Source organism: Kocuria sp. GQ42, from assembly GCF_059758435.1.
In genome coordinates, this window is the sequence record NZ_JCAXEN010000001.1 from 959,072 (window position 1) to 982,309 (window position 23,238).

21 protein-coding genes are annotated in these 23,238 nt (G+C 73.4%); 16 read left to right on the plus strand and 5 right to left on the minus strand.

Annotated features, from left to right (window positions below; all coding sequences use genetic code 11):
- The first annotated feature begins 121 nt into the window (after window positions 1–121).
- From AC6CH6_RS04635 to AC6CH6_RS04650, 4 genes are all read left to right on the plus strand, one after another.
- Window positions 122–817, plus strand: coding sequence for a FadR/GntR family transcriptional regulator (locus AC6CH6_RS04635; RefSeq protein ID WP_498254217.1), 696 nt, complete (start codon window positions 122–124; stop codon window positions 815–817).
- Window positions 818–1,001: 184 nt separating this feature from the next.
- Window positions 1,002–2,000, plus strand: a complete 999-nt coding sequence (locus AC6CH6_RS04640) for an asparaginase (protein WP_498254218.1) — start codon at window positions 1,002–1,004, stop codon at window positions 1,998–2,000.
- A gap of 125 nt (window positions 2,001–2,125) precedes the next feature.
- The gene (locus tag AC6CH6_RS04645) at window positions 2,126–3,529 is read left to right on the plus strand and encodes an aspartate ammonia-lyase (protein WP_498254219.1); all 1,404 of its coding nucleotides are present in this window, start codon (window positions 2,126–2,128) and stop codon (window positions 3,527–3,529) included.
- A 42-nt stretch (window positions 3,530–3,571) separates the two neighbouring features.
- Window positions 3,572–5,104, plus strand: a complete 1,533-nt coding sequence (locus AC6CH6_RS04650; protein ID WP_498254220.1) for an amino acid permease — start codon at window positions 3,572–3,574, stop codon at window positions 5,102–5,104.
- A 37-nt stretch (window positions 5,105–5,141) separates the two neighbouring features.
- Here the strand turns inward: AC6CH6_RS04650 and AC6CH6_RS04655 are convergent, their stop codons facing one another.
- Both AC6CH6_RS04655 and AC6CH6_RS04660 read right to left on the minus strand, forming a co-directional pair.
- Window positions 5,142–5,639, minus strand: coding sequence for a hypothetical protein (locus tag AC6CH6_RS04655; protein WP_498254221.1), 498 nt, complete (start codon window positions 5,637–5,639; stop codon window positions 5,142–5,144).
- 307 nt (window positions 5,640–5,946) lie between these two features.
- The gene (locus AC6CH6_RS04660) at window positions 5,947–6,339 is read right to left on the minus strand and encodes a VOC family protein (RefSeq protein WP_498254222.1); all 393 of its coding nucleotides are present in this window, start codon (window positions 6,337–6,339) and stop codon (window positions 5,947–5,949) included.
- A gap of 36 nt (window positions 6,340–6,375) precedes the next feature.
- Here AC6CH6_RS04660 and AC6CH6_RS04665 point away from each other — a divergent pair, with 36 nt between their 5' ends.
- Window positions 6,376–7,176 (plus strand): hypothetical protein, encoded by an 801-nt coding sequence (locus tag AC6CH6_RS04665; protein ID WP_498254223.1) that lies wholly within the window; start codon window positions 6,376–6,378, stop codon window positions 7,174–7,176.
- A 76-nt stretch (window positions 7,177–7,252) separates the two neighbouring features.
- On the opposite strand, the gene AC6CH6_RS04670 is transcribed toward AC6CH6_RS04665, so the two are convergent.
- Window positions 7,253–7,555: a hypothetical protein gene (locus AC6CH6_RS04670; RefSeq protein ID WP_498254224.1), complete on the minus strand. Its 303-nt coding sequence runs from the start codon at window positions 7,553–7,555 to the stop codon at window positions 7,253–7,255.
- A gap of 162 nt (window positions 7,556–7,717) precedes the next feature.
- On the opposite strand from AC6CH6_RS04670, the gene AC6CH6_RS04675 reads away from it, so the two are divergent.
- The 10 genes from AC6CH6_RS04675 (at window position 7,718) to AC6CH6_RS04720 (ending at window position 19,190) form a co-directional block, all read left to right on the plus strand.
- On the plus strand, window positions 7,718–9,025 hold the full coding sequence (locus AC6CH6_RS04675) for a DUF1727 domain-containing protein (RefSeq protein ID WP_498254225.1): 1,308 nt from the start codon (window positions 7,718–7,720) through the stop codon (window positions 9,023–9,025).
- Between the two features lie 11 nt (window positions 9,026–9,036).
- The gene (locus AC6CH6_RS04680; protein ID WP_498254226.1) at window positions 9,037–9,759 is read left to right on the plus strand and encodes a type 1 glutamine amidotransferase; all 723 of its coding nucleotides are present in this window, start codon (window positions 9,037–9,039) and stop codon (window positions 9,757–9,759) included.
- A 141-nt stretch (window positions 9,760–9,900) separates the two neighbouring features.
- Window positions 9,901–10,662 (plus strand): YebC/PmpR family DNA-binding transcriptional regulator, encoded by a 762-nt coding sequence (locus tag AC6CH6_RS04685; RefSeq protein WP_035928571.1) that lies wholly within the window; start codon window positions 9,901–9,903, stop codon window positions 10,660–10,662.
- Window positions 10,659–11,285: a crossover junction endodeoxyribonuclease RuvC gene (ruvC, locus tag AC6CH6_RS04690; protein ID WP_109244419.1), complete on the plus strand. Its 627-nt coding sequence runs from the start codon at window positions 10,659–10,661 to the stop codon at window positions 11,283–11,285. The genes AC6CH6_RS04685 and ruvC overlap by 4 nt, the downstream gene beginning before the upstream one ends.
- A gap of 90 nt (window positions 11,286–11,375) precedes the next feature.
- On the plus strand, window positions 11,376–12,020 hold the full coding sequence (gene ruvA, locus AC6CH6_RS04695) for a Holliday junction branch migration protein RuvA (RefSeq protein WP_017832261.1): 645 nt from the start codon (window positions 11,376–11,378) through the stop codon (window positions 12,018–12,020).
- 26 nt (window positions 12,021–12,046) lie between these two features.
- Window positions 12,047–13,144 (plus strand): Holliday junction branch migration DNA helicase RuvB, encoded by a 1,098-nt coding sequence (ruvB, locus tag AC6CH6_RS04700; RefSeq protein WP_043738545.1) that lies wholly within the window; start codon window positions 12,047–12,049, stop codon window positions 13,142–13,144.
- A gap of 105 nt (window positions 13,145–13,249) precedes the next feature.
- Window positions 13,250–13,702 (plus strand): preprotein translocase subunit YajC, encoded by a 453-nt coding sequence (gene yajC, locus AC6CH6_RS04705; protein ID WP_498254227.1) that lies wholly within the window; start codon window positions 13,250–13,252, stop codon window positions 13,700–13,702.
- A gap of 90 nt (window positions 13,703–13,792) precedes the next feature.
- On the plus strand, window positions 13,793–15,634 hold the full coding sequence (gene secD, locus AC6CH6_RS04710) for a protein translocase subunit SecD (protein WP_498254228.1): 1,842 nt from the start codon (window positions 13,793–13,795) through the stop codon (window positions 15,632–15,634).
- Entirely contained in the window at window positions 15,634–16,653 is a 1,020-nt protein-coding gene (gene secF / locus AC6CH6_RS04715; RefSeq protein ID WP_498254229.1) for a protein translocase subunit SecF, read from the plus strand. Before secD ends, secF begins: the two co-directional genes overlap by 1 nt.
- Before the next feature lie 212 nt (window positions 16,654–16,865).
- Entirely contained in the window at window positions 16,866–19,190 is a 2,325-nt protein-coding gene (locus AC6CH6_RS04720) for a RelA/SpoT family protein (RefSeq protein ID WP_498254358.1), read from the plus strand.
- Window positions 19,191–19,208: 18 nt separating this feature from the next.
- On the opposite strand, the gene AC6CH6_RS04725 is transcribed toward AC6CH6_RS04720, so the two are convergent.
- Window positions 19,209–19,805: a type IV toxin-antitoxin system AbiEi family antitoxin gene (locus AC6CH6_RS04725; protein WP_035928559.1), complete on the minus strand. Its 597-nt coding sequence runs from the start codon at window positions 19,803–19,805 to the stop codon at window positions 19,209–19,211.
- A 91-nt stretch (window positions 19,806–19,896) separates the two neighbouring features.
- On the minus strand, window positions 19,897–21,474 hold the full coding sequence (locus tag AC6CH6_RS04730) for a DUF349 domain-containing protein (protein WP_498254230.1): 1,578 nt from the start codon (window positions 21,472–21,474) through the stop codon (window positions 19,897–19,899).
- Window positions 21,475–21,711: 237 nt separating this feature from the next.
- Here AC6CH6_RS04730 and hisS point away from each other — a divergent pair, with 237 nt between their 5' ends.
- The gene (hisS, locus tag AC6CH6_RS04735) at window positions 21,712–23,070 is read left to right on the plus strand and encodes a histidine--tRNA ligase (protein ID WP_498254231.1); all 1,359 of its coding nucleotides are present in this window, start codon (window positions 21,712–21,714) and stop codon (window positions 23,068–23,070) included.
- The last annotated feature ends 168 nt before the right edge of the window (window positions 23,071–23,238 follow it).

Sequence of the window (23,238 nt, forward strand, 5' to 3'; positions counted from 1 at the left end):
GGGTGTGGGGATGCCGGCTCCAGCACAGCAGGCGGACCTGGCGGGAACCTGCACGAGTCGTGCAGGAAACCGGCTCGTGACCCCTTGACAGTCCGGTGTGACCCGTATCATGCTGGACCACATGAACCTGTCAGACAGCCGGACAGCCGGACAGCCAGTGGAGCGCTTCAGCGCGGCGGAGGCCGTCTTCAAGGACCTGCTCGCGCAGGTCCAGGAGGGGCGCCTCGCCGTGGGGGAGAAGCTTCCCTCGGAGGCCGCGCTGGCCCAGGGGTACGGCGTGAGCCGGTCCGTGATCCGCGAGGCGCTGCGCTCCTGCGCGGCACTGGGCCTGACCGTCAGCCGCACCGGCAAGGGGACGTTCGTCGTCTCCCAGCGGGTGGCCGAGGACCTGGCCCTGGGCGCGTACTCGGCTCGGGACCTGCACGAGGCCCGGCCGCACATCGAGGTCCCCGCGGCCGGTCTCGCCGCGCGCCGCCGCACCGAGGAGGACGTGCGCTTCCTGCAGGACGTCGTGGCGGCGATGGCGGCCGAGGACGACCCCCAGGCCTGGGTCGAGCTGGACACCAGCTTCCACGCCGCCGTCGCCCGGATCAGCCACAACCGGGTGTTCGAGAAGGTCATCGCCGACATCCGCGAGGCGCTCTTCCACCAGTCCGAGACCCTCAACGTGGTGGCGGCCCGCCAGAAGCGCTCGGACGAGGAGCACCTGCGCATCTTCCACGCGATCCGCGACGGCGCGGCCGACGAGGCGGAAGCCGCCATGCAGGACCACCTCGCGGCAGTGCGCGGCGCCCTCGGCGCCATCACCGGCGAGTAGCCCGCCGGCCGTCCCGGCCACTGTTCCAGCCTCTCCGGACTCCGCTCGAGCAGCCGCGGTCCTCGCTCTGCTCGCCCGTGGTCCTGCCCTCGACCCTGCCCTCCGTTCCGTGCGGGGCGCCCTCCGGCGCCTCCCTCCGGCGCGCGCCCCCGCTCGCACCAATCACCTCCAGCAAGGACCCAGCATGACCACCGCAGCCCTCGGGGCACCCCTGTCCACCGCCCGCCCGCAGCACGTGCCCGTCGCCGAACAGGTCCGCGACGGCGTCGTCGAGAGCGTCCACCACGGCTCGCTCGTGGCCACGGACGCCGCCGGGCGGATCCTGCTCGAGGCCGGAGACCCCCTGGCCCTCTTCTACCCCCGCTCCTCCCTCAAGCCGCTGCAGGCGGTGGCCATGCTCCGCGCCGGCCTCGAGCTGCCCGGGCCCCTGCTGGCCCTGGCCGCGGCCAGCCACTCCGGGGCGCCCCGGCACCGGGACGGCGCGCGCCGCATCCTCGCCGGCCACGGCGCGGACGAGACCTCCCTGGAGAACGTGCCCGACCTGCCGTACGGACCCGCCGAACGGGCCGCCGCCCTGCGCGCCGGCGAAGGGCCCACCCGCCTGGCCCAGAACTGCTCCGGCAAGCACGCCGCCATGGTCGCCACCTGCCGGGTCAACGGCTGGCCCGTGGCCGGCTACACCGACCCCGGCCACCCGCTGCAGCTGCTGATCGCCGAGGTCGTGGCGGAGCTGACCGGCGAACCGCTGGGGCCCGGCAGCACCGACGGCTGCGGCACCCCCCTGCACGCCGTCACCCTCCGGGGCATGGCCACCGCCTTCGCCCGGCTGGCCTCCGCCGCCCCGGGCACGCCCGAGGCCTGGGTCGCGTCCGCCATGACCGGACACCCCGAGCAGGTGGCCGGCGAGGGCCGTGACGTCACGGAGCTCATGCGCAGGGTCCCCGGTCTGCTGGCCAAGGACGGCTTCGAGGGCCTTCAGCTCGTGGGCCTGCCGGACGGGCGCGGTCTGGCCGTGAAGATCGCCGACAGCGCCGACCGCGCCCGGATGCCGGTGACCGTGCAGGCCCTGCAGCGGCTCGGGGTGGATCCCGCAGCGCTCGCCGGCCTGGGCCGGGTCCCCGTGCTCGGCGGGGGCCGCACCGTGGGGTCGCTGCACGCCGTCGCCCTCGCCACTGCCCGCTGAGCCGCTGCCCGCTGTCCCTCCGCTCCGAGAGAGACCGCCCCTCGTCCCGCTGAACCACCGACCCGCTGACCCACCGTCCCGCTGCCGTCCACCACCCCGTGACACCCGAGAGAACCGAGAGAACCATGACCGCTCCCGCCTTCCGCACCGAGCACGACCTGCTCGGCGACCGCCAGGTCCCCGCCGACGCCTACTGGGGCGTGCAGACCCTGCGCGCCGTGGAGAACTTCCCCATCACCGGCCTTCCCCTGGGCGGCCACGCCCACCTGGTGCGGGGCCTGGCGGCCGTCAAGCTCGCCGCCGCCCGCGCCAACCACGAGCTCGGGCTGCTCGACACCGCCCGCGCCGACGCCGTCGTGGGGGCCTGCCTGGAGATCCTGGACGGGCGCCTCCACGAGCAGTTCCGCGTGGACGTGATCCAGGGAGGCGCCGGCACCTCCTCCAACATGAACGCCAACGAGGTGATCGCCAACCGGGCCCTCGAGCTGCTGGGCGCCGGCAAGGGGGAGTACTCCCGGCTGCACCCCAACGACCACGTCAACCTGTCGCAGTCCACCAACGACGCCTACCCCACAGCCGTGAAGATCGCCACGATCACCGGCGTGCAGGAGCTGCTGGCGGCCCTGGAGGTGCTGGAGGACGCCTTCGCGGCGAAGGCCCGCGAGTTCCGCACCGTCGTGAAGATGGGCCGCACCCAGCTGCAGGACGCCGTGCCCATGACCCTGGGCCAGGAGTTCGGCACCTACGCCGTGATGATCCGGGAGGACCGCCAGCGCCTCGCCGAGGCGAGCCTGCTGGTCCACGAGATCAACCTCGGGGCGACGGCGATCGGCACCGGGCTCAACGCCCCGGACGGCTACGCCGCCGCGGCCTGCCGCCACCTGGCCGCCGTCACCGGCCTGCCGCTGGTCACCGCCGTCGACCTCGTGGAGGCCACCCAGGACGTCGGGTCCTTCGTGCACCTGTCCGGGGTGCTCAAGCGGGTGGCGGTGAAGCTGTCCAAGATCTGCAACGACCTGCGGCTGCTCTCCTCCGGGCCCCGGGCCGGGCTGGGCGAGATCACCCTGCCCGCCGTGCAGTCCGGCTCCTCGATCATGCCGGGCAAGATCAACCCGGTGATCCCCGAGGTCGTCAGCCAGGTCGCCTACGAGGTCATCGGCAACGACGTCACGATCACCATGGCCGCCGAGAGCGGACAGCTGCAGCTCAACGCCTTCGAGCCGATCATCGTCCACAGCCTGCACAAGAGCGTCGCCCACCTCCGGGCGGCCTGCACCACGCTCACGGAGCGCTGCGTGCGCGGCATTACCGCCAACGAGGAGCACCTGCGCGCGTCGGTGGAGCACTCCATCGGCCTGGTGACCGCACTGAACCCCCACCTGGGCTACGCCACGGCCACCGCGATCGCCCAGGAGGCCCTGGCCACGGGCGCCGGCGTCGCGGAGCTGGTGCGCGAGCGCGGTCTGCTGACCGCCGAGGAGCTGGGCCGCATCCTGCGCCCGGAGCGCCTCGCCAACCTCACCGTCTGACCCGTCCACGAGCACTCCCGCCACCACCCAGGAGACCGAGCCATGCCCCCTGTGTCCGTCCACCACCCGGACCGGCGCCACGCCACCCCGGCCCAGCCACCGACCGCCGCCCTCGACATGCTCCACGCGGAGGACGAGGGCTACCACAAGGGGCTCAAGCCCCGGCAGATCCAGATGATCGCGATCGGCGGCGCCATCGGCACCGGCCTGTTCATGGGCGCCGGCGGGCGGCTGGCCAGCGCCGGGCCCGCCCTCGTGCTCGTCTACGCGGTCTGCGGCTTCTTCGCGTTCCTCATCCTGCGCGCCCTGGGCGAGCTCGTCGTGCGCCGCCCGTCCTCAGGCTCCTTCGTCTCCTACGCCCGGGAGTTCTACGGCGAGAAGGCGGCCTTCTTCACCGGCTGGCTGTACTGGCTCAACTGGGCCATGACCGCGATCGTGGACATCACCGCCGTGGCGCTGTACATGAAGTTCTTCGCCCGGTACTGGGCTCCCATCGGGGACGTCCCCCAGTGGCAGTACGCCCTGGCCGCCCTGCTGCTCGTCCTCGGGCTGAACCTCGTCTCGGTCAAGGTCTTCGGCGAGCTCGAGTTCTGGTTCGCCCTCATCAAGGTGGCCGCGCTCTCCGCCTTCCTGGTGGTCGGGATCTGGCTCGTGCTCTTCGGCACCCCGGCCGACGGCCAGGAGGTGGGCCTGTCCCTCATCGGCCAGAACGGCGGGCTCCTGCCCAACGGACTGCTGCCGGCGGTCGTCGTGATCCAGGGCGTGGTCTTCGCCTACGCGTCCATCGAGCTGATCGGCACCGCGGCCGGTGAGACGGAGCACCCCGAGAAGGTCATGCCGCGCGCCGTGAACACGGTGATCGTGCGCATCGCGGTCTTCTACGTCGGGTCGCTGACCCTGCTGTCCCTGCTCCTGCCCTACACCGCCTACCAGGCCGGGGAGAGCCCGTTCGTGACGTTCTTCGGCTCCATCGGCGTGGCCGGCATGGACACCGTGATGAACCTCGTGGTGCTCACCGCGGCCCTGTCCTCGCTCAACGCCGGGCACTACTCCACGGGCCGGATCCTCCGCTCGATGTCCCTGGCCGGATCGGCCCCCCGCTTCGCGGGCCGGATGAACCGGGCCGGCGTCCCGTACGGCGGCATCGTGCTGACGGCGGCGGTGGCCGTGCTGGGCGTGGTGCTCAACGCCCTCGTGCCGGCCCAGGCCTTCGAGATCGTGCTGAACCTCGCCTCGGTCGGCATCATCAGCGCCTGGGCGATGATCATGCTCTGCCACCTCCGGCTCGTCTCCTGGTCCCGGCAGGGCAGGGCCGAGCGCCCCGGCTTCCGGCTCCCCGGCGCGCCCTTCACCGGCTGGCTGACCCTGGCGTTCCTCGTGACCGTCGTCGTGCTGATGGCCTTCGACTCCCCGATCGGGACCTGGACCGTCGCCTCCCTGCTGCTGCTCGTGCCGCTGCTGGTCCTCGGCTGGTACCGGTGCCGGGACCGGGTGCACGAGATCGCCGCGGCCCACGCCGCCGTCGCCCGGACCGCCCCGGCGGCCTCCGAGGAGACGGGGCCGCCCGTCCGGTAGGACCCCGCCCCGGGGGCGCGGCAGCCGCGCCCCCGGCTCACGGACGACCGGCCCCCCGGCTCGCCTCCGCCCGGCCGGCGGCGATCTGGGCGGCCCAGCGCACCCGGAAGGGCCGCCGATCCGGGTCCGTCGTCCCCGGCGGCCCGACGGCCGGCTCCGCGGCCCCGGTATCCGTCCCGGCGGTCTGCTGCCGGGTCCGAGGGGAGGCGTGGCGTCGGGCGGCCGCCACCGCCTCGGCCCGCCGCTGCTCGGCCTCCGCCGCGGCGCGCTGGTCCGGAGAGCGCATCGGGGTGCCGTCCTGGTGGGTCCAGGGGCGCAGGCGGGCGGCGAACCAGGCGCCTGGGTTCTCGATCCCGGTCACCGAGTCGTGGGTGTAGCGCACGCCCTGCGGGGTCCAGTCCAGGGCGTGCAGGACGTCGGCGACGGTCCACCCGGCCTCGAAGTGCGGCCCGGCCACGGCCACGACGTAGGCGGTGGTGATCCGGCGCAGCACCAGCGCGTGGTGCTGGAGCTCCAGTCCGGCCCGACGGAGCACCTGTTGCCAGTCTCGCCGGGTCGGCGCCGTCGTCGTCGGCCGCACTGCCGTGTGGGCCGGCCACAGCGGAGCGGTCCGCCGGCCCAGGGCGGCCTGGACCTCCCGCCGCTGCGCGTCGGCTCCGGCAGCGGGGCGGGGCGCGGCAGGGGCCCTCGAGGAAGGCGCCGCGCGCGCGTGCGGGGGAGGACCCGACCCCTCCGGGGGAACCGGGTCGACGTCGCGATCCACTGGCGTTGCCTCCTCTGCCGGCTCGTCGGTGGTGTTCTCCGGACCCGGGGCCGGCCCGTGGGCAGAAGACCGGGGCCCCTCAGCCCGCACCGGACTGGACGACCAGCAGCATCGTGCCCTCGGGATCACGGACGTAGGCGACGGTCTCGCCCCACGGCATGGCCTCCGCATCGACAGGCACGGCCGCACCGGCCCGGCGGGCGGCGGCGAGGACGGCCGGAAGGTCCTCGACGTAGACGCACAGGTCCACCGCGTGGCCGGTCGCGGGCAGCGGGGTGTCGCCGTACAGCGCCGCCGTGGTGCCGACGCCCAGGCCCAGCTGACCGTCTCCTACGCGCAGGACGAGGAAGACCGGCTCTCCCGTCCCGGGGAACCGGTACGTCTGCACGGCGTGGAACACCTCTTCGTAGAAGGCCCCGGTGCCGACCAGATCCGCACAGTTGACGATGGGGAACAGCTCCTGCCCGGTCATGGTCCGACAGTACCGGGATGTGCTCTACTCGGTCGCATGAGCGGTGACTCCCTGCCCGAGGTCCCCACGGCCGACGACTTCCGCGCACTGGCGCGCAGCTCGCCGTGGCGGTTCACCACCGTGCACTTCACCCACCGGCGGCAGCGGGACGCCGGGAGCACTCCGGACGGCGAACCGGTCGAGGCCTGGCTCGACCGGCGGCTCGGCCGTGTGGTCGTCCGCACCTCCGGGGGCGTCGAGGTCGCCGAAGGGCCTCCCTACGGTGCGGCGGTGAGCCTGGTGACCTGCGACGACGACGACGACGCGGCGGGCGCCGTTCCGTCACCGCCGTCGCCGGAGTCGGAGGTGGTGCTGCGCCCGGACGGTCTGGTCGCCCGGCGCCCGGAGGACTGGCACTTCGACCACGGTGATCCGATGTGGCAGGACTACCGGTGGACGGCCATGCTCGACCCGGCCGAGCTGAGCCGGGGAGTGGACGTCAGCGAGGTCGTCGCCACGACACTGCGGGGCCGCCTCACCTGGTCGGCCGCCTGCCGGCCGCGGCTCGGTGCCGGCGAGGACCGGGAGAACGGCTACACCCCGCGGTGCGGGTGCTGCCCGCTGCTGGACAGTGCCGCCAGCCGGATCCACGAGTACGGCCGCGAGGACCCGTCCCTCACCAGCGGCGACCTCGCCACGGTCTACTGCGTGCACCTCGACGTGCAGACGGGCATCGTCGTGGACATCACCCCGCTGGACGGCCTCGACGGCACCGGCCTCAGCAACGAGCTCCACGCCGTCGACGCACCGCTGGACCCTCCGCCGCAGGGACCGGAGCAGCCGGGCCGCCCTGCTTGAGGCGGCCGCCGTCGAGGACCTCGTGGACCGGGCCTGACCTGAGGGCACGGCGCGGCCGAGGACCTCGACCCTCCGGTCACCGCCGCGAGGCGCGCCGGCCCAGGAGCCAGCCGGCGCAGAAGGCCCACAGGACGAGCCCGACCAGCACACCGGCCCACCCCGCCGTGGCCTCCGGGGTCACCAGGGTCATGGCCGGGAACGCCGCGTCGCCCGGCGGGGCTTCCGCGAACCACCCGAACGACGCCTCCGCCGGGTGGAGCAGCACCAGCAGCGCCCCGCCCAGCACCAGGAGACCGCCGAGACACGCCAGGACCACCCACCAGGGCGGCATCCGGCGAGGCGGAACGGACGGAGGGACGGCGGGGCCGGCGGCGTTCATGGTCCGACCCTACGGCCGGTGCGCCGCCCGTCCACAGCACCCCGCGGCGACACCATGTCGTGCGTCGTCGTCGCCCGTCCCCCCTGCGGCCTGGAGGGACGCGCAGACCGACCGCCCCAGGGGCACCCGGGTGCCCGCCGCCGCCGGGGCGCAGACCATAGGATGGAGCGCATGTCCAGACCCCACGTGCGCCTGCTCGGCCAAGGCATCCGGTACCTGACCACCCTGCGCGGCGGAGGCTCCGCCTTCCCCGGCCTCGTCATGGAGCGGCTGCACCCCGGGTTCGTGGCCGAGGAGCTCGCGAAGCTGCCGCACGGCGTGGTGCTCATCAGCGGCACCAACGGCAAGACGACCACCACCAAGATGGCCGTCCAGCTGCTGCGCTCGCAGGGCTACAAGGTCTTCACCAACCGCACCGGCTCCAACTTCGTGCGCGGCGTGGCCGCCGCCCTGCTCGGGGAGATGAGCCTCACGGGCCGCCTCGACGCGGACGTCGCCGTGCTCGAGCTCGACGAGGCGCACGCCGTGCACTTCGTCAAGCAGGTCAAGCCCCGCCACGCGCTGCTGCTCAACGTCATGCGCGACCAGCTCGACCGCTTCGGCGAGATCGACACCACCCGGCGGATGCTCGCCCAGATCGCCGCGGCCACCACGGGCACCGTGGTCCTCAACCGGGAGGACCCCCGGATCGTGTCCCTCGCCGAGCACGTCCCCGCGGGCACGCAGACCCGCTGGTTCGGGCTGTCCGCCCCGCTGCGGCCCATGTTCCCCTCCGACGACGACATGCGCTCGGCCGGCGGACCCGACGCCGAGGCCGACCACGAGGCGGAGCTGGCGCCCCGGCCGGCCGCCGACGTGGAGCTGACGTCCTTCGAGGCGAACCGGGTCCGGCTCACGGTGGGCGGGGAGGCCGTCGAGACCACCGTGGAGCTCTACGGCGTCTACAACATGTACAACGCGGCGGCCGCGCTCGCGCTGGCGCTCGCCGTGGCCGGTCCCGACGCGGACCGCGCCGCGCTGGTGGACGAGCTCTCCCGAGTCACCCCCGCCTTCGGCCGCGGGGAGACCATCACCGTGGACGGCCGGCCGCTGCAGCTGCTGCTCGTGAAGAACCCTGCCGGGTTCCGCCTCTCGCTGGCCTCGGCGCGGCCGGGCGACTACGCCACGATGATCGCCATCAACGACGAGTACGCCGACGGCCGCGACGTCTCCTGGCTGTGGGACGTGGACTTCCACTCCCTGCGCTCCGGCGGCGTGGACGTGGTCTCCGGCACCCGGGCGTGGGACATGGCCCTGCGCCTGGACTACGACGAGGTCACGGTGCGCGAGGTGGTCCCGGGCCTCGGCGACGCCCTGCGGCGCTTCGTCGCCGGGGCCGGGGACCGGCCGATGCGCGTCTTCTGCACCTACACGTCCATGCTCGAGCTGCGCCGGGAGCTGTCCCGCGTGGCCGAGGTCGCCGAGATCTGAGCGGAGCCCCCGTGACCGACCGCACCGTCCACCTCGTCCAGCTCTACCCCCGGGACATGAACATCTACGGGGACTGGGGCAACACCCTCACGCTCAAGCGCCGGCTGGAGAAGTACGGCTACGCCGTGCGGCTGAGCGACCACAACCCCGGGGACCCGTTCCCGCCCGACGCCGACCTGCTGGTGGGCGGCGGCGGCCAGGACTCGGGGCAGTTCCGGGTCCAGGAGGACCTGCAGCGGATCGCCCCCGAGCTGCGGGCCATGGCCGCCGACGGCGTGCCCATGCTCGCGATCTGCGGCCTCTACCAGCTCTTCGGCCACGAGTTCCGCACCGGCGCCGGCGAGACCCTGCCCGGCATCGGCATCCTCGACCTGACCACGGTGGGCGGGCCCACCCGCCTGATCGGCAACATCGTGCTGGAGTCCCCGGAGTTCGGGACCGTCGTCGGCTACGAGAACCACTCCGGGGTCACCCGGCTCGGACCGGACCAGACGCCGCTGGGACGGGTGGTGAAGGGCGCGGGCAACAACGGCGAGGACGGCACCGAGGGCGCCCGCGTGCACCACGTGGTGGGCTCCTACCTGCACGGTTCGATGCTGCCCAAGAACCCCGCCGTGGCCGACCACCTCATCCGCGCCGCGGTGGAGCGCCGGCTCGGCGTCTTCGACGTCGCGCCGCTGGACGACACCCTGGCCGAGCGGGCCCGGGAGGTCGCGCAGGCCCGGCCCCGCTAGGGCCCCGGCCGGGGCGGCGCGCACCCGGTAGAATGGACCAGGACTTCTCCGGCCCGTCCCGGCCACCGCCGGGGCGGGCCGTGCCGGGACGACGCACGACGCGTCCCGGCCGACCGCGAACGACTTCCCGAGGAGGGACGCATGTCAGGACACTCCAAGTGGGCCACGACCAAGCACAAGAAGGCCGCGATCGACGCCAAGCGGGCGAAGGCCTTCGCCAAGTACATCAAGGGCATCGAGGTGGCCGCGCGCATGGGCGGGCCCGACACCGCGGGCAACCCGGCGCTGGACCTCGCCGTGTCCAAGGCCAAGAAGAACTCGGTGCCGGTCGCGAACATCGACCGCGCCGTCAAGCGCGGCGCCGGCCTGACCGGTGAGGTCGTCGACTACACCGAGATCCTCTACGAGGCCCGCGGCCCGCAGGGCACGGCGCTGTACATCGAGTGCCTCACCGACAACAAGAACCGCGCCGCCTCCGAGGTGCGCGTGGCCGTGACCCGCAACGGCGGCACCATGGCCGACTCCGGCTCCGTGGCGTTCCTCTTCGAGCGCAAGGGCGTCGTGGAGGTCACCCGCACCGACGGGCTGACCGAGGACGACGTCCTCATGGCCGTCCTGGACGCCGGCGCCGACGAGGTCGTGGAGCAGGAGGACGTCTTCGAGGTCGTCTCCGAGGCCACCGACCTGCCCGCGATCCGCGCGGCCCTCGACGAGGCCGGGCTCGAGTACAACAACGACGACCCGCAGTTCCGCCCGAGCATGCTCGTGGAGCTCGACGCCGAGGGCGCCCGGAAGTTCCTGCGCCTCGTCGACGCCGTCGAGGAGCTCGACGACGTGCAGAACGTCTACGCCAACGCGGACATCCCCGCCGAGGTCCTGGCCCAGCTCGACTCCGAGGACTGACCACGGCCACGCAGCGGATCCTCGGGGTCGACCCGGGACTGACGCGGTGCGGGTTCGGCCTGATCGACATGGCCGGCAACCGCACCGCGTCCTTCGTGGACGTCGGGGTGGCCGGCACGGACGCCGCCGACCCGCTCGACGTGCGCGTCCTGCGGATCTGGGAGGCCACCGAGCGGTGGATCGAGCGCTACCGGCCCGACGCCCTCGCCCTGGAGCGGGTGTTCGCCCAGACCAACGTGAACACCGTCATCGGCACGGCCCACGCCTCCGGCGCCGTGATCGCCTCGGCCGCCCGCCACGGCGTGCCGGTGGCCTGGCACACCCCGTCCGAGGTCAAGGCCGCGGTGACGGGGGAGGGGCGGGCCGACAAGGCGTCCGTGGCCCGCATGGTGGTGCGCATCCTCCGGCTCGACGAGGCACCCCGGCCCGCCGACGCGGCCGACGCCCTGGCCATCGCCATCTGCCACGGCTGGCGCGGCGGCGGCACGGGCGTGGACGCCACCGCCCGGACCGAGACGCACCAGGGCGCCCGCCCCCTGGCCGCCGCCCGCTCCGGCATGACCCCCGCCCAGCGGGCCTGGGCCGAGGCGGAGCACCGCGCCAAGCGGGGCGGGCGCCGCTGAGCCGGCGCCCACTGCTAGAGTGGTCGTCATTCGTAGATCTGTTCGATCGACCGTGCACGGCCCCCGCCGGGCACGGGAAGGAGTTGCGCGGTGATCGCGTCCATCACGGGACAGGTCGAGCACGTCGGCCTCACCACCGCCGTCGTGGCGGTGGGCGGGTTCGGCGTCCAGGTCCAGGCGACGCCGGAGACCCTGTCCGGCCTGCGGATCGGCGGGGAGGTCCGGCTCGACACGGCCTACGTGGCCCGCAAGGACGAGTCCCCGCTGCTCTTCGGCTTCCGCAGCCCCGCCGAGCGCGAGGTCTTCGAGATCATGCTCGGCGTCAGCGGCGTGGGCCCCCGCACCGCACTCGCGGTGCTCTCCGTGCTCGGCCCGGACGCCGTCCACCGCGCCATCGCGCAGGGGGACGCCAAGGCGTTCACCACCGTCCCCGGCATCGGCCCCAAGGGCGCCCGCCGGATCGTGCTGGAACTGGCCGACAAGCTCATCGTCCCGGACCGTCCCGCCCAGCCGGCCGCCGCCGCCCCGATGGAGCCGTGGCGGGAGCAGGTGCTCGAGGCCCTCGTGGGCCTGGGCTGGAACGAGAAGGACGCCGCCCGGGGCATCGCCGACGCCCTCTCCGGCCGGGAGGAGCTCGCCGCCTCCGGTGACGTGCCCGCGATCCTGCGCACCGTGCTCGGGTGGCTCGGCGCGGCCAAGGCCGGGCCCCGGGTCCCGGCGGAGCGAGGGGCCTGAACGTGGCCCGCGACGACGGCGCCGCCGTGAACTCCCGGGACCGGCTGGTCTCGGGGGAGGACGAGCCCGACGAGAAGCAGCTCGAGTCGGCGCTGCGGCCCGCGAACCTCGACGAGTTCGTGGGGCAGAAGCGGGTGCGCCAGCAGCTGTCCCTGGTGCTCGAGGCCTCGCGGCTGCGGGGCCGCTCCGCCGACCACGTCCTGCTCTCCGGTCCCCCCGGTCTGGGCAAGACGACCCTGGCCATGATCATCGCCGAGGAGATGGGCGCGCCCCTGCGGATCTCGTCCGGCCCGGCCATCCAGCACGCCGGCGACCTCGCCGCGATCCTGTCCTCCCTGACCGAGGGGGAGGTGCTGTTCCTCGACGAGATCCACCGCATGTCCCGGCCCGCCGAGGAGATGCTCTACATGGCCATGGAGGACTTCCGGGTGGACATCGTGGTGGGCAAGGGCGCCGGCGCCACCTCCATCCCGCTGGACCTGCCGCCGTTCACCCTCGTCGGCGCCACCACGCGGGCCGGTCTGCTGCCCGGCCCGCTGCGCGACCGCTTCGGCTTCACCGGCCACCTCGAGTTCTACTCCGTGGAGGAGCTCGAGCTCGTGCTGCGCCGCTCCGCCGGTCTCATGGACCTCGCGATGACCGCGGAGGGCTTCTCCGAAGTCGCCTCCCGCTCCCGGGGCACCCCGCGCATCGCCAACCGGCTGCTGCGCCGAGTGCGGGACTGGGCGCTGGTGCACGGCATCCCCCGGATCGACGCCCGCACCTCCTCCGCGGCCCTCGACATGTACGAGGTGGACACCCGCGGCCTCGACCGGCTGGACCGCTCGGTGCTCGAGGCGCTCGTGACGAAGTTCGGCGGCGGGCCGGTGGGCCTGTCCACCCTGGCGATCGCCGTGGGGGAGGAGACCGAGACGGTCGAGACCGTGGCCGAGCCCTACCTGGTCCGCGAGGGCCTGCTGGGCCGGACCCCCCGGGGCCGGATCGCGATGGCCGCCGCCTGGGACCACCTGGGCCTGCGCCCGCCCGAGCACGCCGCGTTCAAGGACCCCGGGCTGCGGGCCGCCTTCGGCGGGACGGCCGCGGCCCCGGCCGCCGAGGACGTCCCGCCGCTGTTCGAGGACTGAGCGCGGCCGCAGACCCGGGGCCGCCTCCCGGGTGCCGTCCAGGACGCTGACGGGCCGGATCACCTACCATGGTGAGGACACCCACCGCCGATCGAACGGAAGTCCGTGAGCCCGCTCCTCCTCGCCCAGTCCCTCCCCGCCCAGGCCGCCCAGCCCACGGGAGGCGGCACCGCCTGGCTGCTGCCCCTGATGCTCGTGGCCATGGTGCTCCTGCTCTGGCTGCCCATGCGCCGACAGAAGAAGGCCGTGGCTCAGGTCAAGGAGAAGCAGGCGGCCATGGGTCCCGGCACCGAGGTCATGACGAACTACGGCCTCTACGGCACCGTGCGCTCGATCGACCGGGACACCAACAAGGTGGTCCTCGAGATCGCCCCGGGCACCGCCGTGACCGTGCACCTGCAGACCGTCACCACGGTCGTCGAGGACGAGGCGGCCCCCGCCGCCGAGACCGAGGCGGCGCCGTCGGTGGTCGAGCCCGACGCCCCCGGCGCGGGATCGACCCCGGTCGAACCCCTCGACGACGACGCCCGGCGCGAGCCCGGGCAGCGCAACGACTGACCCCCCACACGGGACGACGGGCCGACCACTGGTCGGCCCGTTCCCATGCACAGGCCCGGCCCCACCGGGCCGTCGTTCATAAGGAAGACCATGGCACTGACCACACGCAAGACCCCCGCTGACCCGGGACCCGCCGCCCCGGACGGCCCGTCCGCGCGGGGCGGCTCGACCGCGCCGGCGCGCTCGGGGGTGCGGGCCGCCCTCTCGACCGCCCGGCGGTCCCTGATCGGGCTGGCCGTGCTCCTCGCCCTGCTGGCCGGGCTCCTGGCCTGGGGCGCGGGCACCGACCGCACCGGCTGGGGCCCCAAGCTGGCCCTGGACCTGGAGGGCGGGACGCAGATGATCCTCTCCCCGTCCCTGCAGGGGGAGGACGCCGGCCAGGAGATCACCGCCGAGCAGCTGGACCAGGCCGTCGAGATCATCCGCCAGCGTGTCGACGGCTCGGGCGTGGCGGAGGCGGAGATCGCCACCCAGTCCGGCAACAACATCGTGGTCTCCATGCCCGGCGTCCCCTCCGCCCAGACCCGCGAGCTCATCCAGACCTCGGCGCAGATGAACTTCCGCCCCGTGCTCACCACCGCCGCGGCGGAGCCGGTGCCCGAGGACCAGCGTGTCGCCGAGGATGAGGTGCCCGAGCCCACGGCCGAGCCCACCGACGCCTCCGACCCGAACTGGATCACCCCGGACCTGTTCCGGGAGTTCGAGGAGGCCGACTGCACCGTGCCGCAGTCCCCGGAGGAGCGGGAGGCCCAGGATGCCGACGCCCCGACCATCGCCTGCGAGCCCGAGACCGGCACCAAGTACCTCCTGGGCCCGGTCGAGATCCAGGGCACCGGGATCGAGGACGCGTCCTACGGGACGGCGCAGAACTCCACCGGGGTCTCCCTGAACCAGTTCGCCGTGAACCTGCAGTTCGGCCCCGAGGCCACGGACACCTTCCGGGAGCTCTCCGAGCGTCTCTACGGCATCGGCAGCGCCACGCCCGGCGACCCCCGCAGCCAGTTCGCGATCCTGCTCGACGGCCAGGTGGTCTCCGCCCCGTCGATGAACGCCGTGATCTCCGACGGTCAGGCCCAGATCACGGGTCAGTTCACCGAGGAGCAGGCGCAGTTCCTGGCCGAGCAGCTCAAGTACGGCGCGCTGCCCATGAGCTTCGACATCCAGTCCGAGCAGCAGATCTCCGCGACCCTGGGCGCCGACCAGCTGCGGATGGGCATCATCGCCGGGATCATCGGCCTGGTGCTCGTGTGCGTGTACTCGCTCTTCCAGTACCGGCTGCTGGGACTGGTGACCATCAGCTCGCTCGTGGTCGCGGGCGTGCTCACCTGGCTGGCGATCACGCTGCTGGGCTGGTCCGCGAACTACCGGCTGTCCCTGGCCGGCGTGGCGGGCCTGATCGTGGCGATCGGCCAGACCGCCGACTCGTTCATCGTCTACTTCGAGCGCATCCGCGACGAGATCCGCAGCGGCCGCTCCATCCCCGCGGCGGTCGACCACGGCTGGCAGCGCGCCCGCCAGACCGTGCTCGCGTCCAAGGCCGTGAACCTGCTGGCCGCGGCGGTGCTGTACTTCGTGGCCGTGGGCAACGTGCGCGGCTTCGCCTTCACCCTCGGGCTGACCGCGATCGCCGACCTCCTCGTCGTCTTCCTCTTCACGCACCCGGTAATGGTCATGCTCGCCCGCACCCGCTACTTCGGCGGCGGTGGGAAGCACTCGGGGCTCAGCCCCGAGGCCCTCGACGCGGTGCCCCTGTACCGGGGCGCCGGACGGCTGCGCGAGCCCTCGGCGGAGCACGACGGGCTGACCATCGCCGAGCGGCGCCGGCGCGCGGGACGGACCGCGCCGCAGGACCCCCCGTCCGCAGCGGCACCGGACGGCGCGCCGGTCGGCGCGCCGTCGTCCGCCGCCCGCACCCCCGAGGAGAACGCCTGATGTCCCGGTTCGCAGATTTCGGCAACGCCCTGCACAGCGGGCGGACCTCCTACCCCTTCGTGGGCCGGGCCAAGCGGTGGCTCGCGATCGTGGGCGTCCTCGTGCTGCTCTCCCTGCTCGTGCCCGTCGCCAAGGGCGGCTTCAACCTCGGCATCGACTTCACCGGCGGGTCCGAGTTCACCGTGTCCGCCGTGGCCGATCCGGACATCGAGACCGGCCGGCGCGCCGTCGACGGCTCCTCGGACGCCGCGGAGGTCGAGGTCACCAACATCGCCCCGGAGACCGTCCGGGTGCGCACCGAGCAGCTCGACGACGACCAGACGCTCGCCGTCAAGGACGCCCTGGTCGAGGCCTACGGCGTGAGCGAGCAGGAGGTCACCTCCAACTTCGTGGGGCCCACCTGGGGCGCCGGCGTCACCAGCCAGGCCCTGCAGGGCCTGGTGGTCTTCGTGGTCCTGGCCACCGCCCTGATGGCCCTGTACTTCCGCACCTGGAAGATGTCCGTCTCGGCGGTCGCCGGCATGCTCGCCTCGGTGGCGATCACCGCCGGGATCTACTCGCTCGTGGGCTTCGAGGTCACCCCCTCGGCGGTGATCGGCTTCCTCACGGTGCTCAGCTACTCGCTCTACGACTCCGTGGTGGTCTTCGACAAGGTCCGGGAGAACACCGAGGGCCTGCTCGACGGCACGGCCCCGCCGGAGCGGGCCGGACGGAAGTACTCCGACCAGGTGAACCTCGCCGTCAACCAGACGCTCGTGCGCTCGATCAACACCTCCGTGGTCGGCATCCTGCCGGTGGGCTCGATCCTGTTCATCGGCTGGCTCGTCCTGGGCGCGGGCACCCTCAAGGACCTGTCCCTGTCCCTGTTCGTCGGGATCATCGTGGGCACCGCCGCCACCCTGTTCGTGGCCGCGCCCCTGTACGCACTGCTGCGCCGCGGGGAGCCCGCCATCCAGGAGCAGGAGGCCCGTGCGGGGGCGTCCGCCGAGCGTGCCGCCGAGGAGGCGCTCGCGCACTAGACTGTAGCCACCGTAGGGCGGGCCGTGCAGGAGCGGACCGCCACAGCAGCACACGTCGGACCCGGACCGGGGACGACGACAGGGGCGGCGGCCGCACGGCCGCCGCCCCGCGTGCATCGATTGGGAAGGAAGTCCCGGCCATGAGCTCGTCCGACGACGGGGCCGTCCCCACGGGCCAGAGCGCCGCACCGACCCCGCCGCGCCGCTCGGACATGGCCGGCACCCACTACGTGGTGCCCGCGTCCCGGCCGATGCTGGGGCGGGCCGTGTTCCCGGGCCGCAGCGACCGCACCCGGTCGAGCCTGTCCTACCTCTCCGGCCGGCCCATGGACCACTCGCCGATCCTCGAGCCGCTGCTGCACACCGTGCGCGCCACCCACCCCGAGGAGGACCTCGAGGTCCTCCAGCGCGCCTTCAAGGTCGCCGAGAAGTGCCACGAGGGCCAGAAGCGCAAGAGCGGCGACCCCTACATCACCCACCCCGTGGCCGTGACCACGATCCTCGCGGAGCTCGGCATGACGGGCGCCACCCTGGTGGCCGCCCTGCTCCACGACACGGTCGAGGACACGGACTACACCCTGGAGCAGCTGCGCGCCGAGTTCGGCGACGAGGTCGCCGCCCTCGTGGACGGCGTGACGAAGCTGGACAAGGTCCAGTACGGGGACGCCGCGCAGGCCGAGACCGTGCGCAAGATGATCGTGGCGATGGCCAAGGACATCCGCGTGCTCGTCATCAAGCTCGCCGACCGCCTGCACAACGCCCGCACCTGGCGCTTCGTCTCCCAGTCCTCCTCCTCGAAGAAGGCCCGCGAGACCCTCGAGATCTTCGCCCCGCTGGCCCACCGGCTCGGGATGAACACCATCAAGTGGGAGCTCGAGGACCTCGCCTTCGCGGCGCTCTACCCCAAGGTCTACGAGGAGATCGTGCGGATGGTGGGGGAGCGCCAGCCCCAGCGCGAGCGGTCGCTGGCCAAGATCCGCGAGCGGATCGCCCTGGACCTCTCCGAGGCCGGCATCGAGGCGACCATCACCGGCCGCCCCAAGCACTACTACTCGATCTACCAGAAGATGATCGTGCGCGGGAAGGACTTCGACGAGATCCAGGACCTGCAGGCGGTCCGGGTCCTGGTGAACACGGTGCGCGAGTGCTACGCGGCCCTGGGCGCCCTGCACGCGCGGTGGCGGCCGCTGCCGGGGCGGTTCAAGGACTACATCGCCATGCCGAAGTTCAACATGTACCAGTCCCTGCACACCACGGTGATCGGCCCTGACGGGCGCCCCGTGGAGATCCAGATCCGCACCCACGAGATGCACCGCCGCGCCGAGTACGGCGTGGCCGCACACTGGAAGTACAAGGACCAGGCCAACCAGGCGAACTCCGCGACCCCGAAGGCCATGGAGGGGGACCTCGCCTGGCTGAGCTCGCTCGTGTCCTGGCAGGAGGAGACCCAGGACTCCTCCGAGTTCCTCGACTCCCTGCGCTACCAGATCAACACGTCCGAGGTGTACGTCTTCACCCCCAAGGGCGAGGTCATGGCCCTGCCCGCCGGCTCCACGCCCGTGGACTTCGCCTACGCCGTGCACACCGAGGTGGGGCACAAGACCATCGGGGCCCGGGTCAACGGCAAGCTCGTGCCGCTGTCCTCGGAGCTCCAGCACGGGGACTGGGTGGAGGTGCTGACCTCCAAGTCCGAGCACGCCGGACCGTCCCAGGACTGGCTGAAGTTCGTGCAGTCCCCGCGGGCGCGCAACAAGATCCGCCAGTGGTTCTCCAAGGAGCGCCGCGAGGAGGCCATCGAGAAGGGCAAGGACGCCCTCACCCGCGCCCTGCGCAAGCACCACCTGCCCCTGCAGCGCACGCTCACCCAGGAGTCCCTGCTCGCGGTGGCGCAGGACTTCCACCGCACCGACATCAGCTCCCTCTACGAGGCGATCGGCTCCGACGTGGTCAGCGCCCAGGACGTGGTCGCGAAGATCGTGGGCGACCTCGGCGGGGCCGACGGCGCGGAGGAGGACTTCGCGGAGACCACGATCGCCACCCAGCCGGTGCGCCCGCGCGTGTCCGATTCGGGGGTGACGGTCCAGGGCGCCTCGGACGTCTACGTCAAGCTGGCCCGCTGCTGCACCCCGGTGCCGCCGGACGAGATCATGGGCTTCGTCACCCGCGGCGCCGGAATCTCCGTGCACCGCAAGGACTGCGCCAACATGCTCGCCCTCACCTCCACCGAGCGGGTGGTCGAGGTCGAGTGGGCGCCCACCCAGTCCAGCGTGTTCCTGGTCGAGATCCAGGTGGAGGCCCTGGACCGCAAGTCCCTGCTCTCGGACGTGACCCGGGTGCTCTCCGAGAACCACGTCAACATCCTCTCCGCGTCCGTGCACACCTCGAAGTCGCGGCTGGCGATCTCCCGCTTCGCCTTCGAGATGGGCGACCCCCGCTACCTGGACCACGTGCTCAACCAGGTCCGCCGGATCGACGGGGTGTACGACGTCTACCGCACCTCGGGCAACCGCCCCATCTCGGAGCCCTCCGGCCGGTGAGCCGCCCGGCCGCCCCCGTCAGCGCAGGGGGCGGCCGACTGCGCGGGCGGCGCGGCGGACCCGCAGCAGCGCCGCCTGCCGGCCGGGCATCCGCTCGAAGCTCTCGAGCGCGGCCTGCACCAGCGGGGGCGGGCAGTGCAGGTGCGGGGCGTGCATGAGCTTCTCCAGGGCCGCGGTCCCCTCTTTTCCCGGCACGTGCAGGGCCAGGTCCACCGCGGTGCGCAGCGGCGTGGTGACGTGCACCGGCCCGGCGTCGTGGACGTCGTAGCCGCCCAGCGTGACCTGGTGCAGCGCCAGGCCCTCCGGCACGGGGGACATCGTGGTGCGGCGCAGCTTGTCCAGCAGCACCGGCAGGATGCTGGGGCGCCCGGCGCAGTCGTAGAACCACGCGGCGGAGAGCCGCCCGAGCACCCCGCGCCGCAGCAGGTGCGGCGGCAGCTGCGCCTCGAGCGCCGCGACCTTCACCGCCCGGGTCACCGGGCGCCCGCGCAGCACGTGCGCCTCCAGCACCACGGGCACGAGCACCCCGTCCGTGACGAGGGCCGAGAGCTCGGCGCGCGAGAACGGCCGTGCGGGCAGGAACAGGGTGTCGGGGTGCCAGGGCGGGGCGTCCATGGGCCCACTCTCGTCCACGGCCGCGGCACGGGAAAGGCCCCGCGGCGCGCTGTGGACAGCGCGGCCGCGGGGCCTTCCGGGGCGTCCCCGGTCAGCGCAGGTCGGCCGCCGAACGGCGCAGCGTCTCGAGCCACTGGCGGCTGGTGGCGAGCTCGCCCTCCAGCTTGGCCGCGCGCTTGGTGTCCCCGGTGGCCTGCGCCCGGGCCAGCGCGTCCTCCTGGTCCTCGATCTTCGACTCGAGCTGGGTGAGCATCGAGTTGGACCGTGCCTTCGTCTCCGGGTTGGAGCGCTGCCACTTCTCGTCCTCGACCTGGCGCACGGCGTCCTCCACGGTGCGCAGCTCGGCCTCGACCCGGCGCATGTGGGCGCGCGGGACCTTCCCCGCCTGCTCCCACCGGTCCAGGATGTCGCCCAGGGCGCGCTTGGCGGCCTTGAGGTCCGTGACCGGCAGCAGCGCCTTCGCCTCGGCGAGCAGCTGCTCCTTCACGGCGAGGTTGCCCTCGAACTCCTCGTCGATCCGGTCGTTGTCGGCCTTGCGCGCCGCGAAGAAGGTGTCCTGGGCGGCGCGGAACCGCGCCCACAGGGCGTCGTCGTCCTTCTTGGAGGCACGCTTGGACTCCTTCCACCGGTCCATCAGACGGCGGTACTCCGCGGCCGTGGCGCCCCAGTCGGTGGAGCCGGACAGGGCCTCCGCCTCGGCGATGAGGGTCTCCTTGGCCTTCTTCGCCTCGGAGTTGTCGGCGTCCAGCTGCGAGAAGAACGCCCGGCGGTGCCGGTCGAACGTGGTGCGCGCCGTGCGGAACCGCTTCCACAGAGCGTCCTCCGCGGCCCGGCCCAGACGGATGCCGGACTTCTGGTGGGTCTTCCACTGGTCGAAGAGCTCCGCCATCCGGGCCGAGGACTGCTTCCACTGCGTGCGCTGCGGGTCCTGGGCGGCGATCTGCTCCGCCTCCGCCACGATCGCCTCCCGCGCCGCGACGTTTTGGGCGCGCTGCGCCTCGTGGGCGGCCCGCTCGGCGGCCTCGAGCTCCCGGATCGCCGGGCGCAGGGCCTCCAGCCGGGACTCGAGGGCCTTGACGTCCCCGAGCATCTTGCGCTGGCCGACCTGCTCGGCGAGGTGGTCCACGGTGCTCTGCATGTCGGCCGAGGGCGCGCCCGCGGCCACGCGCTGCTCGAGCAGCGCCACCTGCGCCTCGACGTCGTCGAACTTCCGGGCGAAGTAGCCCAGCGCCTCGTCCTCGGTCGCGTCCGGGAACTGGCCGCAGAGGACCTCCTCGCCGTCGACGACCACGTAGACGTGCCCGTCCTCCGTGACCCGCCCGAAGGCCCGGGCGCGGGCCACGGACTCCGGGGAGGCGAGGGCCGGCGCCGCCGCCGACGGGGCCGCGGCCGGGGCCACCGACGGGGTCGCCGCCGGGGCCGCGGACGGCGGGACCACCGCGGGCGTGGGGGCCGGGCCGGGGGAGGCCTGCGCCGGCGCCGCGGGGGCACCCGGCCGGGGGACCCCCGGCTTCGGCACGGGTCCCGGGGCGGGGACGGGGCGGGGCGTGGGCTGGTCGTCGGATTCGAGACGTTCTGTCACCGCTGGAACTCTTTCGCTCTCGCCGGGCGCCGACCCCGGGAGCGTGCCCCGCGTCGTCGCCCGGCTTCGGACAATCGTCCTGCCCATACTACCGAGGCCGCCTGCTCCGGCCGCCGGGCGCTCCCCGGTGCCCCGCGCCGCGCCCGGCGGGGCTCCGGACGGGGGCAGAGCGCGGGGCCGGGTCCAGGGCCGGTCCGGGTCCGGTCCGGGCGGGGCTTTGGGCCGGGCGCGCGGGGATCCCTAGGATGAGTGCGGAACCGTCGGGCCCGTCCGGGCCGGCCGTCCACCCGTCCCGCCGCCGATCCACCCGAGGAGCACGTCCCCATGGCCCGCAAGACCTCCCTGTCCGGTTTCCCCGAATGGCTTCCGGAGGAGCGTCTGGTCGAGCTGCACGTCCTCGACGTCCTGCGGGAGAGCTTCGAGCTGCACGGCTTCTCCTCGATCGAGACCCGCGCCGTCGAGACGGTCGGCCAGCTGCTGCGCAAGGGCGAGATCGACAAGGAGGTCTACGTCGTCTCCCGGCTGCAGGAGGACGAGGACGCAGCCCCCGCCGAGCGCGGTGACGACCAGCTGGCGCTGCACTTCGACCTCACCGTGCCCTTCGCCCGTTACGTGGTGGAGAACGGCGGGCACCTCGCCTTCCCGTTCCGCCGCTACCAGATCCAGAAGGTGTGGCGCGGCGAGCGCCCCCAGGAGGGCCGGGCCCGCGAGTTCACCCAGGCGGACATCGACGTGGTGGGCGACGGCGCGCTGCCGTTCCGCTACGACGTGGAGCTCGCGCTCGTGATGATCGACGCCCTGTCCAGGCTCCCCATCCCGCCGTTCGTGCTGCGCGTCAACAACCGCAAGCTCGCCGAGGGGTTCTACCAGGGCATCGGGCTGCAGGACACCGCCGGGGTGCTGCGCAACATCGACAAGCTCGAGAAGATCGGCCCCGAGCGGGTCGCCCAGGCCCTGTGCGACGAGGTCGGCGCCACCCCCGAGCAGGCGCAGGCCGCACTGCAGCTGGCGGCGATCCGCACCGAGGACACCTCCTTCGTGGAGCAGGTCCGCGCGCTGGGGGTGAACACCCAGCTGCTCGAGGAGGGACTGCGCGAGCTCGCCGAGGTCGTGGGGGAGGCCTCCCGGCGCGCCCCCGGCACGGTGGTCGCCGACCTCTCGATCGCCCGCGGCCTCGACTACTACACCGGCACCGTCTACGAGACCGTGCTGGTGGGACACGAGCAGCTCGGCTCCGTGTGCTCGGGCGGCCGCTACGAGTCCCTCGCGTCCACCGGCAAGAAGACCTACCCCGGCGTGGGCCTGTCCGTGGGCGTCACCCGGCTGGTCACCCGCATGCTGTCCCAGGGGATGGCCGCGCCCTCCCGCAAGGTCCCCACCGCGGTGCTGATCTCCCTGGTGGACGAGGAGTCCTGGTCCCCGGCCCAGGACGTGGCCCAGCAGCTGCGCGAGCGCGACATCGCGTGCGAGGTCTCGGCGAGCGCGGCCAAGTTCGGCAAGCAGATCAAGTACGCCGAGCGCCGCGGCATCCCCTACGTGTGGTTCACGGTCCGCGGCGAGGACGGCTCGCTCGCCCACGAGGTCAAGGACATCCGCTCCGGCGAGCAGGTCTCCGCCGACCCGGCCTCCTGGTCCCCGCCGGCCGAGGACCTGCGCCCGGTCGTGCGCGCGGCGGGCTCCTGACCGGTTCCCGACCGACCCCGCCGCCCCGCCCCCTCCCGCCCCACCGAGCCCCCACATCCCTGCCGCCCGCTCCGCCGAGCCCCCACTCCTGCCGCGATTCCCCAGAAAAAATGTGGGGAAAGGGCAAGGGAATGGGGGCTCGGCGCCGTGGGTGACGGGAGAGTGGGG

Bases quoted from the DNA above. Each gene is read 5' to 3' on its own strand.
- AC6CH6_RS04635 (WP_498254217.1), top strand. From the start codon at position 122: ATGAACCTGTCAGACAGCCGGACAGCCGGACAGCCAGTGGAGCGCTTC.
- hisS (WP_498254231.1), top strand. From the start codon at position 21,712: ATGGCCCGCAAGACCTCCCTGTCCGGTTTCCCCGAATGGCTTCCGGAG.
- secF (WP_498254229.1), top strand. From the start codon at position 15,634: ATGTCCCGGTTCGCAGATTTCGGCAACGCCCTGCACAGCGGGCGGACC.
- AC6CH6_RS04665 (WP_498254223.1), top strand. From the start codon at position 6,376: ATGAGCGGTGACTCCCTGCCCGAGGTCCCCACGGCCGACGACTTCCGC.
- secD (WP_498254228.1), top strand. From the start codon at position 13,793: ATGGCACTGACCACACGCAAGACCCCCGCTGACCCGGGACCCGCCGCC.
- AC6CH6_RS04670 (WP_498254224.1), bottom strand. From the start codon at position 7,555: ATGAACGCCGCCGGCCCCGCCGTCCCTCCGTCCGTTCCGCCTCGCCGG.
- AC6CH6_RS04730 (WP_498254230.1), bottom strand. From the start codon at position 21,474: ATGGGCAGGACGATTGTCCGAAGCCGGGCGACGACGCGGGGCACGCTC.
- AC6CH6_RS04645 (WP_498254219.1), top strand. From the start codon at position 2,126: ATGACCGCTCCCGCCTTCCGCACCGAGCACGACCTGCTCGGCGACCGC.
- AC6CH6_RS04685 (WP_035928571.1), top strand. From the start codon at position 9,901: ATGTCAGGACACTCCAAGTGGGCCACGACCAAGCACAAGAAGGCCGCG.
- AC6CH6_RS04660 (WP_498254222.1), bottom strand. From the start codon at position 6,339: ATGACCGGGCAGGAGCTGTTCCCCATCGTCAACTGTGCGGATCTGGTC.
- AC6CH6_RS04725 (WP_035928559.1), bottom strand. From the start codon at position 19,805: ATGGACGCCCCGCCCTGGCACCCCGACACCCTGTTCCTGCCCGCACGG.
- AC6CH6_RS04720 (WP_498254358.1), top strand. From the start codon at position 16,866: ATGGCCGGCACCCACTACGTGGTGCCCGCGTCCCGGCCGATGCTGGGG.
- AC6CH6_RS04640 (WP_498254218.1), top strand. From the start codon at position 1,002: ATGACCACCGCAGCCCTCGGGGCACCCCTGTCCACCGCCCGCCCGCAG.
- AC6CH6_RS04650 (WP_498254220.1), top strand. From the start codon at position 3,572: ATGCCCCCTGTGTCCGTCCACCACCCGGACCGGCGCCACGCCACCCCG.
- AC6CH6_RS04675 (WP_498254225.1), top strand. From the start codon at position 7,718: ATGGAGCGCATGTCCAGACCCCACGTGCGCCTGCTCGGCCAAGGCATC.